The following is a 14,466-nucleotide window of genomic DNA, read 5'->3' as shown; positions in this document are numbered from 1 at the left end:
CCTCCTTCTAGAGTGAACTTCCCCCGTCCACCGCAATGACCTGTCCGGTGATGTAATCGCTTGCCGCTCCGGCCAGAAAAAGGGCGGCTCCTTGGAGGGATTTCATGTCCCCCAGTTTTTTCATCGGGTTATTGTGGACAATTTTCTCGGCATTCCGGGCAATGACGTGCTTGGTCATTTTCGTTTCGAAAAATCCTGGCGCAATGGCGTTGACGTAAAGCCCGTGCCCTGCCCATTTGCGTGCAAGATCTCTTGTGAAATGGTGCACCGCCGCTTTGCTGGTGCTGTAGCCGATAGCATTGAGCACTTCCGGCGGCTCTGCACGGATTCCTGCAACGGACCCGATATTGATGATTTTGCCGTAGCCGTTTGAAATCATGTGATTGCCTACTGCCTTGGACATGAGAAACGTGCCCGTGACGTTGACGTTCAGAACTTTTTGCCAGGCAGCAAGCGGCATGTCCTGCACATATTCCCCCCAAGTCGCACCGCTATTATTGACTAGGATGTCGATTTTTCCAAAATCCTGAAGGACACGTTCCACGGTTTCTGTTATCTGTTCTTCGCTGCTGACATCGCATGGATAGGCTTTCGCTTTGACTCCAAAGGTTTTTTCAATCCAATCAGCTGTTTCCTGGCAATTCTCCACTTTTCGCGAACAGACAGCGATGTCTGCGCCGTATTCCGCAAATGCCTCTGCAATAGCCCGCCCCAGACCGCTGCCGCCGCCTGTGACGAGTGCCGTTCGGCCCCTCAAATCAAACAATGCTTTCTCCATTTATCATTCCTCCACTTTATACTGAACGTTCGGTATGTAAATACTAAACGACCGGTATGTTATTTGTAAAAATTTATCCAGCTTCTTTTCGAAAGCCGGATGTAAGCGCTTTATCTTTTCTTGAAAATTAGTATAACCTACTGTTTCCCAATTTTTCAATAAAGATTTTATTTTTTCTGATAATTTAATCCTTAAAGAAAAACAAGCCAGCTGGATAATGGCTTGTTCATCTCGAAGTATAAGCGATTGGATGGGCAAGGAAAAACTTGTTCCGGGAAACATTCGCACTGGTCCATTCCTCAATTTCCGCTTCATGGGCATGAATGAACTCCGCGATTGCCGCTTCCTCATTCGCAGCTTCGCCTGCCGGGAACGCCGGAAATCTTTCAGCCAACGCCGCCAACATCTCTTCCCGCTGAATGCTGAACGAAAAATCTTCAATAGCCAGAATATACTTGTTGGAGTTCGGAACAAGCAGCGTCAGGTATACTGCGTTGTAAAAAAAGTTTTTTTCCATGGCGTCATTCTCATCAAACCAAAATGCAAAAATCTCTTCTTGGGGGATCGAATCTTTTTTTGCGCCATATGAAACTCTGATTTTCTCTCCACGCAAATCGAGCTCTTTCATCGTTTCCGCTCCCGGCAGCAATTGAACGATCTCAATCACTTTGGAATTGTCCCCTACTTGGGTGCCGGCAAGTTCCGCGAATGCCTCCGCATCCGTATCCCCAATTTTTCTGATTTCTCCTGTCGCTTCAGCCGAGCAGGCTGCCATCAGCAAAATTCCCATTATTAGGATCCCATAGACCAGCTTTTTCATCGTCTCCCTCCTTCTCCAATTTCTTCAGTACTTATTTGTACGTTTGAAATGGGAAAAAGTTCCTGAAAATTCCATAAAAAATCTCCCGCTCTGTTTTTGGCAAGGCGAGAGATTTTATAGAGCCATTGGATTATCGGCTGCAAGTAGGTTCTACGTGCATTTCTTCTAAAGATTTTAACGGGTCCTTTTTACGATAGCCACGGTGCACCTTGAAACACAAATCAGTTTGTCCTCTTCGTCTGTAATTTTAATATCCCATACCATCGTACTGCGCCCTTTGTGGAGCGGAGTCCCGGTCGCCGTTACAATGCCCGACGCTTTGCCTCTGATGTGGTTGGCATTGATTTCGAGCCCAACGGCGATTTCCTTGTCTTGATCGATTCCTTGCCAAGTTCCGACGCTCGCCACCGATTCCGCCAAAACGACAGACGCACCTCCGTGCAGCAAGCCAAACGGCTGATGTGTTGCCGAATTGACCGGCATTGTTGCCACTACCCGGTCCGCACTCGTTTCCAGAAATTCAATCCCCAACGTCCCGATAATCGTTTCTTCTTTCGATTTCATTTCCATTTTTGAAGTTCCTCCTTTTTCAAATCATTTTACATACCATTCAGTATGTCCATTGCCTGGAAATTTTTCAACCTTATTTTGGTGCTTGTTAAAAACACCTTTCCCTCTCTTTCTACCTTCCATGACGGAAATACCCTTGCATCATATTTTGTCCTTTTTTACATTAATTACAATTAAACCAATTCACATCGATTTGTAACACAATTGTAATATTAAATCATATTGCCTATTCTTTTTAATACCTATACAATTAAATAAGCATAAAAATGTCAGTATTTTCTTACTATTTTTTTAGTAAATTCTACAATGAGATGAGGATAAAAGATGAAGAAAATGGCTTTTTCGGTACTTGCAACGGGTTCTTTGGCACTGCTTTTAAATGTTACAGATGCAGAAGCAAGCTCATACACAGCAAAACCTGGTGACAGCCTTTGGAAAATCGCTTCATCCAATAAAATTTCTGTAGCAGATCTGAAAAAATGGAACGGCTTAAAGTCCGACACTCTCTACGCCAACCAAGTACTGAAACTGGCACCGCCTCAAGCAGCCAAACCGGCACCGGCAGCAAAAAGCGCTAAGCCGGCAGCAAAAAGCGCTAAGCCGGCACAAACGCCTGCCGCCGGTTCCACTACATATACCGTTAAATCCGGCGATACGCTTTCACGCATTGCCCTCTTACATAAAACATCAGTCGGGGAAATCCAGAAATTGAACAATATGGCGACACCCCATATTTTTGCTGGCCAGCAATTAAAAGTCGGGGGGACTGCCCCTGCAGCTGCTGCAAAACCGCCTGCCAAGCAGGCACCTGCTTCTGTCGCCGCCCCTACTACTTATAAAGTCGCAAAAGGCGATACTGTTTCAGGCATCGCGTCGCGCCACGGCATCACCGCTGCCCAGCTGATGAGCTGGAACAGCCTGGCCACCGCCAATATCCGGGTCGGCCAAGTCCTGAAAGTAAAAGCTCCTGCGGTAGCGCCGGCAAAAACGGCACCGGCTGCGAAACCGGTACCTGCTTCCGCTCCTGCACAAGCCGCCAAATCATATAAAGTTGCAAAAGGTGATACTCTATCAAGCATTGCCCAGCGCAACGGAACGACGCTTGCCCAGTTGATGAGCTGGAACAGCTTATCTTCTACGAATATTTATGTCGGCCAACTCCTGATTGTAAAAACGGCAGCAGCGACTCCAGCCAAGCCGGCGCCAGCAGCTAAACCGGCACCTGTTCCGGCTTCTTCTCCAATCCAGACAAACGGCAGCTATCAGGTCGTAAAAGGCGATACATTGTCGGGTATCGCAGTGCGGCACGGCATTTCCATGACCCAGCTGATGAATTGGAACAACTTGACTTCGACGAATATCCGCGTCGGCCAAGTTCTGAAAGTCCAAAACACGGCGGTAGCTCCCCAATCTCAGGCGGCGCCCGTTTCTGCACCGGCTTCAACAGGCAGAGGTACTGCAGGGGAAGTCGTATCGCTCGGCCTTTCCCTGGTCGGCACGCCGTATGTCTGGGGCGGATCGTCCATCAACGGATTCGACTGCAGCGGCTATATTTATTACGTATACAACCAGGCGGGGGTACAAGTTTCCCGCACTGATACAGTCGGGTTCGAAGCACGCTCTTATGACGTCGATACTCCTCAAGTAGGCGATTTGGTGTTCTTCTCCAACACTTATAAAGCCGGAATTTCCCATATGGGCATCTATATCGGCGACAATAAATTCGTCCATGCCGGAGGCACCCAGGTTCAGATCACCAGCTTAGACGACGTTTACTGGGGCAAGCATTTTGACGGATTCAAGCGCCTTTACACTATGAATTGACTAACACCCCTGTTGCTCTTTTGAGCAGCAGGTTTTTTCACACAAAGAGGCGACGCCGGTGAACCGGCGACGCCTCTTTTACGTTCGTCTCTATTATTTTATTGAACTGAGTTCTGCCAGGCTTGATTCGTATTCAGCAACGAGCGTGTCCACGATTTCCTTGGTCGTCTCCTTTTTCGTCACCGTCGTGACGCCATGGCCGGCTGACCAGATATCGCGCCATGCCTTTGCATTAACCAAGTGGGAGAGGTCCACTTCCGGTTTCGGCTTCAAGCCGGCCGGGTCGATGCCCTGCTTGATGAGGCTCGGAACCAGCACATTGACCGGCACCCCGCTGAATGAATCGGTATAAAGCACGTCTTCGACTGTCGAATCGATGACCATCTGCTTGTATTCTTCCGGAGCGCTGCTTTCTTCCGCCGCCAGGAAACGGGTGCCCATATAGGCATAATCCGCTCCCATGAGGCGTGCAGCTGCAATATCCGCTCCCGTCGACAGCGCGCCTGACAGAATGATGGTGCCGTCGTAGAATTTCTTCACCGCTGCGATAAAAGCGAACGGATTGAGCGTCCCGCCGTGTCCCCCTGCTCCGGCGCATACCAGAATCAGGCCATCAACGCCGCTTTCGGCGGCTTTTTTCGCATGGCGGACATTCGCCACATCGGAATACACCAATCCGCCGTAGGCATGGACGATTTCAAGGATGGCCGCCGGGGAGCCGAGCGACGTAATCACGATCGGCGGTTCGTATCGGCGGATCAATTCGACATCTTCATCGTACCGTTTGTTCGAACCCTTATGGCTGATGAAGTTGACGGCCCACGGGATGTCTCCGAGCGCCGCTTTTATTTCCTTGAGCCATTCGGCGCAGGTTTCCGCTGGACGTGCATTCAGCAGCGGAAACGATCCGATAACTCCCGCCTTTCCGGATTCAATGACCAATTCCGGAGTCGAAACGAGAAACATCGGCGAAACGATCAAAGGCAGTTTCAGCATGGTCATTTCCCTCCTGCTTCCTGAGCTGTTGTGCGTAACGTGTGCTTCAGTACTTTGCCGGATGCATTCCGCGGCAATTCGTCCATAAAATCGATTTCCAGCGGCACTTTGTATTTTGCGAGCTGCGTCGCACAATAATCGCGGATTTCCTCTTCCGTGGCCGACTGCCCTTCTTTCAAGACCACATAAGCTTTCGGGACTTCCCCGTATACCTCATGCGGGACGCCGACCACTGCCGCTTCCAGCAATTGCGGAACCTGGTACAGCACTTCTTCGACTTCCACCGGATAGACATTCTCTCCGCCGCGGATGATCATGTCCTTTTTCCGGTCCACAATATACAATAAACCGTCGCCATCGAATTTCCCCAGGTCGCCGCTGTAAAGCCAACCGTTTCTGATTGCCTGGCGCGTGGCTTCCTCGTTCCGCAAATAGCCTTTCATCACCTGAGGGCCTTTGACAACGATTTCGCCGACTTGGCCCTCCGGAAGCGGCTCGCCGAATTCGTCGACCACCCGGATTTCCGTCTGTGGCAGCACTTCGCCTACAGAACCGATTTTCTCAAGGGCGAAATGGTCTTTCAGCGAGGAGGCAGCCGGCGCATTTTCAGTCTGGCCATAGCAATTCTGCACCTTCACGTCCGGGAAAGTCTCCTTCAATTGCTTAACGAGCTCGTAAGGCATCGGCGCTGCCCCATAGCAGAACAGCCGCAAGGAAGATAATTCAGCGTCTTTGATGTCCGGACGGTTCAGCAGGATGCTGTACATCGCCGGGACGCCGAAGAACATCGTCGGCCGTGACGACTTCAGCATGCCAAGCGTCTGATCGGGTGAAAAGGCTTCTTCAATGACAATGGAACCGCCTTTATTGGTGACGGGCACCACGAAGACATGGCTGGCCGCGCAATGGAACAAGGGAGTCGAGACCAGCATGCGATCGTCGCCGCTGATGTCCATCGCTTCCGCCCAGATGTCAGCCGTCGAACCGATATTGCCGTTCGTCAGCATGACGCCTTTCGGCTTGCCGGTAGTGCCTGAAGTATACATGACCACTGCCGTATCGTCTGATTGCAAAGGGACCGGCATGAATTGCAGTGAGGTGTCGGCGATCACTTGGCCGAGCGTATCGTCCCCGCCGATTGTCAGTACATCTTCAAAGTGATGGGATGTGTTCCGGATGACCTCTTCGATCCGGACATCGTAGATCAGAGCTCTGGCTTGCGAGTTAGAGAAAATATATTCCACTTCAGGCGCTGCAAGCTTCGTGTTGATCGGCATCGCCGTAAAGCCGCCCAGCTGGATGCCGAAATAGCTGATGAGGAAAACATCGGAGTTCAAGGCATACAATGCAATAATGTCACCTTTCCGATAACCTTTCTGCTGGAAAAATGTCGCGATGCGCTTCGCCTTTTCGTAGAAGTCCCCATACGTCGTGTCTCTATCCTGATAGCTGATGAACACTTTTTCCGGCTGGGACGCCGCAAATTCTGCAATGCTTTCTGTAATGAACATTCCTTCATCCCCCTTGTTGGTTGCCTCGCATACCTTGATCTCATCAAAAGATTTATTTTTCTGAAAATTATTACTTAATTTCAATACTAGCGATTCCGATTTTATTTTGCAATATCTTTTTGCGCCCTCAGCGTCCACAGCAAACGATGAAATTCCCGTCATTCTATAGAAGTTAACCCTTTATTTATAATGATTATCATTAAGGATTGATTTTAATTTGATTAATGTTATCATTAAAGATGTAGTGTTTCATAAATAATGAGAATGAGGTGTTCGAATTCATGAGTACAGACAAAAGAGCTCTAACAACCAGCTGGGGTGCCCCGGTCGGAGACAACCAAAACTCGCAAACTGCCGGACAGCGTGGACCGGTCCTATTGCAGGATGTCCACCTGTTGGAAAAACTGGCGCATTTCAACCGCGAACGTGTTCCTGAACGCGTCGTCCATGCTAAAGGTGCAGGCGCACACGGCTATTTTGAAGTGACGAATGATGTGACCCAATACACGAAAGCCGCTTTCTTGGCCGAAGTCGGAAAGAAAACGGATATGTTTGCCCGATTTTCCACTGTAGCCGGTGAAAACGGTTCTGCAGATACTGTCCGCGACCCGCGTGGATTTGCTTTGAAGTTCTATACAGAAGAAGGAAACTACGATCTAGTCGGAAACAATACGCCGATCTTCTTCATCCAGGATGCCATCAAATTCCCGGACTTCATCCATACGCAAAAACGCGATCCAAGAACGCATCTAAAAAACCCTAACGCAGTGTGGGACTTCTGGTCATTGTCGCCAGAATCATTGCACCAAGTTACATACTTGATGGGCGATCGCGGAATCCCTGCAACATTGCGCCATATGCACGGATTCGGCAGCCATACATTCAAATGGACAAATGCAGAAGGCGTATCCCATTGGGTGAAATATCATATGCTGACGGAACAAGGCATCAAAAACATCACTCAGGACGTAGCCGATAAAATTGCCGGCGAAAACCCTGACTTCCATACGGAAGACCTGTTCAATGCGATTGAAGAAGGCGACTTTCCGGCTTGGAAAATGTACGTTCAAATCATGCCTTTGGAAGATGCGAACACATACCGCTTCGATCCATTTGATGTAACCAAAACTTGGTCGCACAAAGATTACCCATTGATCGAAGTAGGCCGCATGGTCTTAAACCGCAATCCTGAAAACTATTTCGCTGAAGTTGAACAGGCGACATTCTCTCCAGGCACATTGGTTCCGGGCATCGATGTATCACCGGATAAAATGCTTCAAGGCCGTTTGTTCGCATACCACGATGCACACCGTTACCGCGTGGGCGCCAACCACCAGATGCTGCCGATCAACGCAGCGAAAAACCAGGTGAACAACTACCAGCGCGACGGCCAAATGAACTTCGGTTCAAACGGCGGCGGTTCTGTCTACTACGAGCCGAACAGCTTCGGCGGACCGGCTGAAACAACAGCTGCTAAACCAGCTCCAATTGAAGTGTCCGGAGTAACGGATTCTGTTCCATATTTCAAAGAAGATTACTATACACAGCCGGGAGACCTTTACCGTCTGCAAACGCCGGAAGAGCAAGATCGCTTAGTGGCAACATTCACTGGCGGCTTGAGTGCGGTGACACACGGGCATATCCAACTGCGCATGATCGACCATCTTTACAAAGTGGATGCGGACCTCGGCACACGCGTCGCTACCGGTTTGGGCCTCACCGTTCCAAGCCTGACTGAAACGTTATAATCAATTAGCACGCTAATTCTCAATTAGCCGTCATTTCCCGGGAAATGGCGGCTTTTTTTCGTAGAGATAATGGGCAGTTATAGGATGTGTTGATATTGGTTCGATTACAACAAGAAAGAAGAGAAAATTAAAAGAGAAGGGCAGATGCCCTTCTCTTTTCCACGTGTTGAAAAAGCTATAAATTGTCTTTGCTTTAATTAATAAACTAATATTTTGCAAAACAGCTTTTCACGGGGCACGCAACATTGTTTTGCTCCTTAACTTAGAGAATTTTACTCAATAAGCTTCGTAACATGAATATTTTCCTGATTGAAAGGTTCTCCAGTGTAGGCGCGTCCACGGGCTAGGCAATAAAATTGCCCAAAAGCAGTTTGGGCCATTTTATTTGCGACGAAGCTAGCGCAGCGATGCAGGAGCAGAAGGGTTTTGCGATGAGACGAGTGCCCTTCTCGGCTCATTGCGGGAGCCAAGGTGATGCCGGGCACTTTCGGCAGCGCCTTTGCGACGAGCTTGCGCAGGAGCAATCGTCTTTGCTCTGCCCAAAGCGCCCGGAGTGGTGTAACTATTGTATTCTTTTCATTAATCTATCTATAAAAGGTTTTGAAAAAGAAGGGCAGATGCCCTTCTCTTATTTCTGTTCTTTATCCAGGATTTCATGGCAGATTTTTTCTGCGACCTCTTTGCCGTTTTGAATGCATGCTCCGATGCCGACGCCGTAGAAAGAGGAGCCGGCGAGCAGTACGCCAGGCAGCAGCTCTTTCATTTTCTCTTCGAGTGCATCGACTGCCGCTTTATGCCCCATATGATAATTCGGCATCAGCCCTTTCCAGCCCGTCACTTCTACGGTTACAGGCTGCGCCTGGATGCCGAGGCTTTTCCGGACATCCTCCAACGCCACTGCCGTCAACTCCGCCTCCGTCAAGCCGTCCAGCTTTTCGTATGCCGGATTGGAACTTTTATAGAACAGACGGACGAGCAGCCGTCCGTTGCCCGATGTATGCTCCCATTTGCGGCTGGTCCACGTGCAGGCATTGCACAGGACATCGCTGCCTTCAGAAACGATAAAACCGGTGCCGTCAGCCGGAAGTTCTTCGTCTGAAATATCAAAGCCAAGATATACGCTGATCAAGGACGAGTTCATCATTTCATCGAACGCCGCGTCCAATTCTTTTTGGGCCAGCATCTTTTGTGCCGCTTCATGCGGTGCAGCCAAAACGACATAATCCGCTGTCAGGGATTCCCCGTTTGCTAATCTGATCCGGTAATGCCCTTCTTCTTTTTCGATGGCCGCTGTTTCGGCCCCTTTCAGAACCGTTGCACCTTCCAAGGCGGCTTCGAGCCCGTCGATCAAAACGGCCATGCCAGCGTCGAATGACAGGAATTTCTTGTTGGCGGCGCCTTGGAAATGCGCTTTGTTCGCTTCAAAGCCCTTCATGATGCTGCCGTATTTATTTTTATAGTCCACCAGGTAAGGCAGCGTCGACGCGAGCTTCAATTCGTCCAGGCTACCGGAATAGACACCCGAGAGGACTGGGGCAATCTGTTTGTCCACCAGCTCTTCGCCAAGGAACGCCTTGAGAAATTCACCGATGGAACTGTCGCGCGTGAAGGATTCGTTCGGGGTATCGAAGTCTTTTAATGCGGCCTGTTTGCCGGCATCCGAAACGAGCGTCGAGCTGAACAATGCTTCTTTGTCCATCGGTATGCCGAATACGGTATCGGCCGGGATGGCATGGAGCTGGTTGTTCGCATAGAGGTAGGAAATGCCGGTGCCGTTATAGACGACGCGGTCCAGCAGGCCCAAATCCTCAATCAGCGGCATGACGCTTGCGTGGCGCGCCACAATCGAATCTGCCCCTGCTTCCATGATGAATTCCCCTTGTTTCACGGTCCGAATTTTGCCGCCAAGCGTGTTGTCGCGCTCGATTAATATCAGTTCCAAACCGACCCCTTGTTTCTTGTTCACTTTTTCGAGATAATGCATCGCCGAAAGGCCTGTGATGCCGCCGCCGATTACTGCCACTCTAGCCATCTGCCATCCACTCCTTACTATTGTCTTCATTTTAGCAATAATTCCAAGCCGCTTCCGGAAATATTTTGTCTGTTTTGCTACTCTTTCATTGCGTTTCCGCGCCTCTACTGGTTTGATTAAAGTAATAGCTGTAAAGAACCAAAGGAGGCAATATAATGTTAAACCCTATCGACCAGAACATCATGGAGCGCCGGACGATCAAGAAATTCAAGCTGGACCCGATTGCCCCGGAAGAAATCATCGATTTGCTGAACGTCGCCAAATGGGCCCCGAACCACACGGTCAATGAGCCTTGGCGCTTCCAGTTATATACGGGTGCTGGAAAGGAAAAGTTCGTCCAAGCCTTCCTGGCCGCTATGACGTTGGGGGATGGTTCCATCCCTGCGAAAGCATTGAATAAAGCCCAGTATTTCCGGGACATTCCGCTGCACCTTGTGGCCATCATGCCGGAAGATCCTCGTCAGCGCCGCTGGGATGAAGATTACGGCGCCATCTCGTCGCTCTTGCAAAACCTGCAGCTGGCTGCTTGGGAGCGCGGGATTGGCATGATCTGGCGTTCAAACGATTGGGTCTACAATCCGGTCTTCCGGGAAGCCATCGGAGTGGCGCCTGGTGAAAAGGTTGTCGCCACAATGATGATCGGCTATCCGCAGCACGTGCCTGAAAAACGCGAACGCACGGATATCCGGGAAAAATTGCAGATTATCAGCGAATAAGGAAAAAGAAGATGGCACCTGCGCCATCTTCTTTTTTTACTGCAAACTGATCATCGCTCCGACCGCGCCTGAAAACTCTCCGTTTTCAAGGAACAGCGGCGTTGAACCGCGCAGGATCGTATAGCTCTCCACCACTTCTTTTAATAAGCTGTTGTCGATGAACGACGAACCGATGTAGATGATGGTGGAACTTCTGCATTGCCGGGCCGCTTGTACACTGATGGTGCTGACGGTCTCTCCGACAAGGCCAATGACTGTAGCCAGCAGTTCTTCTTTGGACAGTTCGCCCGAGATCGAAAAAAGGTCCTGGCCGAAATTGCTTGCGGTCAACTCGCCTGATATCGGCGGTTCTTTGCCTTCATATATATGCTTCACTTTAAGGTCGATCCGTTCGCGCGAGCCGTTGCCTGCCAAGCGGACGATTTCCTCGAAATCTGTCAGGCCTGTCAGCAAATGGCTCAGTCCGATCAATGTTCCGCCGCCGATGCCGGTGCCGCCCAGACGTTCCTGGGTATTGTCCTGGATGCAATGGATGGAAGTTCCCGTCCCTACATTGGTCACCAAATAAGCATCATCGCTGCGCCCCATCTGCCCGAGCAGAAACTGGACGCCAAGATGCGTGGCTTCAAATTCGACCATCTCGCGCGCCTCTTTGTGGAGGAAAGACCGCAGCACCTCAGACTTGCCTCCGGTCACGCAAATTTCAGCGCCGTCCACCCCGTTTATCCATTCAGCCACCCGTTCGATTTCCGAAATCGGGTATTTAGCGAACTGGATGCCGCTGCCGTCCAAAAAAGCCACTTTGACGAGCGTGCCTCCTGCATCAATTCCAACTATCATGTCGCACCTGCACTTTCTAAAACGCTGCTAGTTTTACACATCTGAAGAAATTCTACCATAATAATTCAAGGGGAGGAATTTTTTTGCCGCATCGCCCCTTCTCCGTCTACCTTATTTAAGATGACTCTTTTAAGATGGGATTAAACGACGAATCTTGGGGGATGCACAAATGGCAAAAGGAACAATTATTTTATTGAACGGCGTTTCAAGTGCCGGAAAGTCGACGTTTTCGCGGGAGTTTGGCAAGGAGTACCCGGAATTTTTCCCTCTTAGCATTGATGATTTCGATTTGGTGATCGAGCAAATGGAAGACCGGGTGCAAGGGCATTTGATCCCTGTTCCGACAGAGCATTTTTTCCATCGGTCTATTGCCATGTTCTCAGACAGCGGAATTCATTTGATCGTTGACTAGATTTGGCACGACGTCCCAACGATGCAGGATTGCATGGCAGTTCTTCGGGATTATCCGGTGCTGTTCGTCGGAGTGCATTGTCCGGCGGAGGTCCTTGCACAACGGGAGCAAGCACGCGGAGACCGGCGGATTGGCCAAGCGGCAGCGCAGCTCGGTTTTGTCCATCAACAACAAGAAATTTACGACATGGAAGTCGACACCGTTGAAAATACAATTGGAGAATGCGTCCAATTGCTAACGGCCGCCCTTATGAACCGCAAGACAACAAACGGCTGGGCTCGCTCGATCAGCCAAAATAAAACAAGCTGCAGAAAGGGTACTAGACCTCATCTGCAGCTTGTTTTATTCTTTTTTACCCCGGTCCCCATTTGATCCAATGTACTCCTGCCACAGCCAAACTTGCCATTAGCGGACCAGCAGCCGGGAAGATGCTATTAAAGCAATGAAGTTATTATTCAAATTAGTTAGTTGTAATTTATTTAAGCAACTTGAACTTTTAAGGCGGTTTAACTTCTTCTTTTTACCCATTTAGTAAGAATCTAAACTTTATTTGTAGATAATCACAAAAGAATTTCAATCTTTTTGTAACTTCTCCTATATAGTGAAAGACATAAAAATAATAATATTTTAATAATTCAAATTATGGAGGGTTGATTTATGACTAAAATTACTGAAACAATAGCTTCACAGCAAAAAAGCGAAAAGCCTGGCTTTTTTCAAAAGGTCCTAAATAAAGTAGAAGTCTATGGAAATAGGCTGCCGGATCCTGTCACCCTTTTTGCTGTCTTTACACTCATCATTCTGGTAGCCTCTGCGATTTTCGCATCATTAGGAGTCAAATCAACCCACCCTGGAACCGGAGAAGAAATCCAAGTAGTCAACATGCTAAACGGTGAAGGTATTCGGACCATTTTCGAAACCTTGGTGCCCAACTTCACTGGTTTCCCCCCGCTCGGACTTGTTTTAGTGGTTATGCTGGGTGTCGGCCTTGCTGAGTCTACCGGCCTTGTGACCACGTTTATGAAAACAACCATTTTAAATGCTCCAGTAAAAGTCATACTGCCGACCATCCTGCTGATTGCCGTTTTGGGGAATACGGCAGCTGACGCGGCGCAGGTTGTGCTACCTCCGATTGCAGCGATGATTTTTGCAGCGCTTGGACGCAATCCCATTGCTGGGCTCATTGCAGGCTATGCCACGGTCACCGGAGCATTCAGCGCGAACTTGATCGTAAGCATGCTCGATCCGCTTTTATCCGGCTTTACCCAAGCGGGAGCGAATTTGATCGATCCGAATTATGTCGCCAATCCCGCCATCAACTGGTATTTCATGATTGCCTCCACTTTTGTCATTATTCCGGTTTCCATGTTCGTAACAACGAAGATCACCGAGCCCCGCCTCGGCGTTTATACCGGCAAAGTTGAAAAACTGGAGAAAACAACTCCTGAAGAAAAGCGCGGATTGCTGTGGGCGGGCATTGCCCTTGCATTGTACACAGTTGCCATCTTGCTTCTGGTGCTTCCGGAAAATGGTGTCCTGCGCAACCAGGAAACCGGCGGAATCATTGTATCGCCATTTATGACCGGCATTGTGCCGATTATGCTGTTCGGCTTCCTGCTCCCTGCGCTTGCCTATGGGTTTGGCGCGAAAGTCCTGAAGAGTGATAAAGATGTTGCCGAGCATTTGACCAAATCAATGGCCGGTATGGGCGGCTATATCGTCCTAGCCTTTGTTGCCGCTCAAATGATCGCTTTCTTTGGCATGAGCAACCTGGGCCCGATCATCGCGATTGAAGGGGCCGGCTTCCTAAAAGGCATCGGCTTTGAAGGGCTGCCATTGATTCTTGGATTCATCGTCATTGCCGCTTTGATCAATTTGCTGATTGCAAGTGCTTCTGCCAAATGGGCCTTGCTGGCCCCGGTGTTTGTGCCAATGTTCATGCTGCTCGGCTATGACCCGGCAGTGACGCAAGTGGCGTATCGCATTGCCGACTCCATTACGAATCCGATTACACCGATGCTTGCCTATTTTGCCATCCTGTTGACGTTCGCGAAAAAATACGACAAAAACATCGGAATCGGAACACTGCTCGCTTCCCTATTGCCATATTCGATCGCATTCGCGATTTTCTGGCTGCTCCTGTTCACAATCTGGTTCTTGCTCGGATTGCCGCTTGGTCCCGGAGGAAACATCTATTTGCCATAATTCAAAGGAGGAAT

Annotated in this window: 11 protein-coding genes and 1 pseudogene; 5 read left to right on the top strand and 7 right to left on the bottom strand. The window is 49.4% G+C overall.

The features are described from left to right. Window positions 1-7 precede the first annotated feature (7 nt). The 3 genes from ACTL32_RS13820 to ACTL32_RS13810 form a co-directional block, all read right to left on the bottom strand. Entirely contained in the window at window positions 8-778 is a 771-nt protein-coding gene (locus tag ACTL32_RS13820; protein WP_441342038.1) for a glucose 1-dehydrogenase, read from the bottom strand. A gap of 226 nt (window positions 779-1,004) precedes the next feature. Continuing rightward, window positions 1,005-1,598: a DUF4825 domain-containing protein gene (locus ACTL32_RS13815; protein ID WP_441342037.1), complete on the bottom strand. Its 594-nt coding sequence runs from the start codon at window positions 1,596-1,598 to the stop codon at window positions 1,005-1,007. Window positions 1,599-1,772: 174 nt separating this feature from the next. Beyond that, complete coding sequence (locus tag ACTL32_RS13810; RefSeq protein ID WP_441342036.1) at window positions 1,773-2,168, bottom strand: PaaI family thioesterase; 396 nt, start codon at window positions 2,166-2,168, stop codon at window positions 1,773-1,775. 324 nt (window positions 2,169-2,492) lie between these two features. Between ACTL32_RS13810 and ACTL32_RS13805 the strand changes: the two genes are divergently transcribed. Then, on the top strand, window positions 2,493-3,992 hold the full coding sequence (locus ACTL32_RS13805) for a LysM peptidoglycan-binding domain-containing protein (RefSeq protein ID WP_441342035.1): 1,500 nt from the start codon (window positions 2,493-2,495) through the stop codon (window positions 3,990-3,992). Window positions 3,993-4,085: 93 nt separating this feature from the next. On the opposite strand, the gene ACTL32_RS13800 is transcribed toward ACTL32_RS13805, so the two are convergent. Next, on the bottom strand, window positions 4,086-4,988 hold the full coding sequence (locus tag ACTL32_RS13800) for an NAD(P)H-dependent flavin oxidoreductase (RefSeq protein ID WP_441342034.1): 903 nt from the start codon (window positions 4,986-4,988) through the stop codon (window positions 4,086-4,088). A gap of 2 nt (window positions 4,989-4,990) precedes the next feature. Next, window positions 4,991-6,499, bottom strand: coding sequence for a class I adenylate-forming enzyme family protein (locus tag ACTL32_RS13795; protein ID WP_441342033.1), 1,509 nt, complete (start codon window positions 6,497-6,499; stop codon window positions 4,991-4,993). A 281-nt stretch (window positions 6,500-6,780) separates the two neighbouring features. Between ACTL32_RS13795 and ACTL32_RS13790 the strand changes: the two genes are divergently transcribed. Further along, window positions 6,781-8,247 carry a catalase gene (locus ACTL32_RS13790; protein ID WP_441342032.1) on the top strand — a complete coding sequence of 489 codons (1,467 nt, stop codon included), beginning with the start codon at window positions 6,781-6,783 and terminating at the stop codon, window positions 8,245-8,247. Between the two features lie 628 nt (window positions 8,248-8,875). Here the strand turns inward: ACTL32_RS13790 and ACTL32_RS13785 are convergent. Next, window positions 8,876-10,279: a protoporphyrinogen oxidase gene (locus tag ACTL32_RS13785; protein WP_441342031.1), complete on the bottom strand. Its 1,404-nt coding sequence runs from the start codon at window positions 10,277-10,279 to the stop codon at window positions 8,876-8,878. A 155-nt stretch (window positions 10,280-10,434) separates the two neighbouring features. On the opposite strand from ACTL32_RS13785, the gene ACTL32_RS13780 reads away from it, so the two are divergent. Then, a complete protein-coding gene (locus tag ACTL32_RS13780; protein WP_441342030.1) occupies window positions 10,435-10,995 on the top strand; it encodes a nitroreductase family protein in 561 nt (186 codons plus the stop codon). 36 nt (window positions 10,996-11,031) lie between these two features. Here the strand turns inward: ACTL32_RS13780 and coaW are convergent, their stop codons facing one another. Then, on the bottom strand, window positions 11,032-11,835 hold the full coding sequence (coaW, locus tag ACTL32_RS13775; RefSeq protein ID WP_441342029.1) for a type II pantothenate kinase: 804 nt from the start codon (window positions 11,833-11,835) through the stop codon (window positions 11,032-11,034). A gap of 169 nt (window positions 11,836-12,004) precedes the next feature. On the opposite strand from coaW, the pseudogene ACTL32_RS13770 reads away from it, so the two are divergent. Together ACTL32_RS13770 and ACTL32_RS13765 are read left to right on the top strand one after the other, a co-directional pair. Further along, window positions 12,005-12,619, top strand: a pseudogene (locus tag ACTL32_RS13770) (chloramphenicol phosphotransferase CPT family protein). A 285-nt stretch (window positions 12,620-12,904) separates the two neighbouring features. Beyond that, window positions 12,905-14,452 carry an AbgT family transporter gene (locus ACTL32_RS13765; RefSeq protein ID WP_441342028.1) on the top strand — a complete coding sequence of 516 codons (1,548 nt, stop codon included), beginning with the start codon at window positions 12,905-12,907 and terminating at the stop codon, window positions 14,450-14,452. The last annotated feature ends 14 nt before the right edge of the window (window positions 14,453-14,466 follow it).

This window comes from Planococcus sp. FY231025 (assembly GCF_052078085.1).
In the GTDB taxonomy this organism is placed as follows: domain Bacteria; phylum Bacillota; class Bacilli; order Bacillales_A; family Planococcaceae; genus Planococcus.
The sequence above is the reverse complement of the archived record's forward strand: the minus strand, read 5'-3'. Positions and strand labels throughout refer to the sequence as shown.

What these genes read in the sequence shown, in the direction of transcription:
- ACTL32_RS13820 (WP_441342038.1), bottom strand. Translation starts at nt 778, where the DNA reads ATGGAGAAAGCATTGTTTGATTTGAGGGGCCGAACGGCACTCGTCACA.
- ACTL32_RS13815 (WP_441342037.1), bottom strand. Translation starts at nt 1,598, where the DNA reads ATGAAAAAGCTGGTCTATGGGATCCTAATAATGGGAATTTTGCTGATG.
- ACTL32_RS13810 (WP_441342036.1), bottom strand. Translation starts at nt 2,168, where the DNA reads ATGGAAATGAAATCGAAAGAAGAAACGATTATCGGGACGTTGGGGATT.
- ACTL32_RS13805 (WP_441342035.1), top strand. Translation starts at nt 2,493, where the DNA reads ATGAAGAAAATGGCTTTTTCGGTACTTGCAACGGGTTCTTTGGCACTG.
- ACTL32_RS13800 (WP_441342034.1), bottom strand. Translation starts at nt 4,988, where the DNA reads ATGCTGAAACTGCCTTTGATCGTTTCGCCGATGTTTCTCGTTTCGACT.
- ACTL32_RS13795 (WP_441342033.1), bottom strand. Translation starts at nt 6,499, where the DNA reads ATGTTCATTACAGAAAGCATTGCAGAATTTGCGGCGTCCCAGCCGGAA.
- ACTL32_RS13790 (WP_441342032.1), top strand. Translation starts at nt 6,781, where the DNA reads ATGAGTACAGACAAAAGAGCTCTAACAACCAGCTGGGGTGCCCCGGTC.
- ACTL32_RS13785 (WP_441342031.1), bottom strand. Translation starts at nt 10,279, where the DNA reads ATGGCTAGAGTGGCAGTAATCGGCGGCGGCATCACAGGCCTTTCGGCG.
- ACTL32_RS13780 (WP_441342030.1), top strand. Translation starts at nt 10,435, where the DNA reads ATGTTAAACCCTATCGACCAGAACATCATGGAGCGCCGGACGATCAAG.
- coaW (WP_441342029.1), bottom strand. Translation starts at nt 11,835, where the DNA reads ATGATAGTTGGAATTGATGCAGGAGGCACGCTCGTCAAAGTGGCTTTT.
- ACTL32_RS13765 (WP_441342028.1), top strand. Translation starts at nt 12,905, where the DNA reads ATGACTAAAATTACTGAAACAATAGCTTCACAGCAAAAAAGCGAAAAG.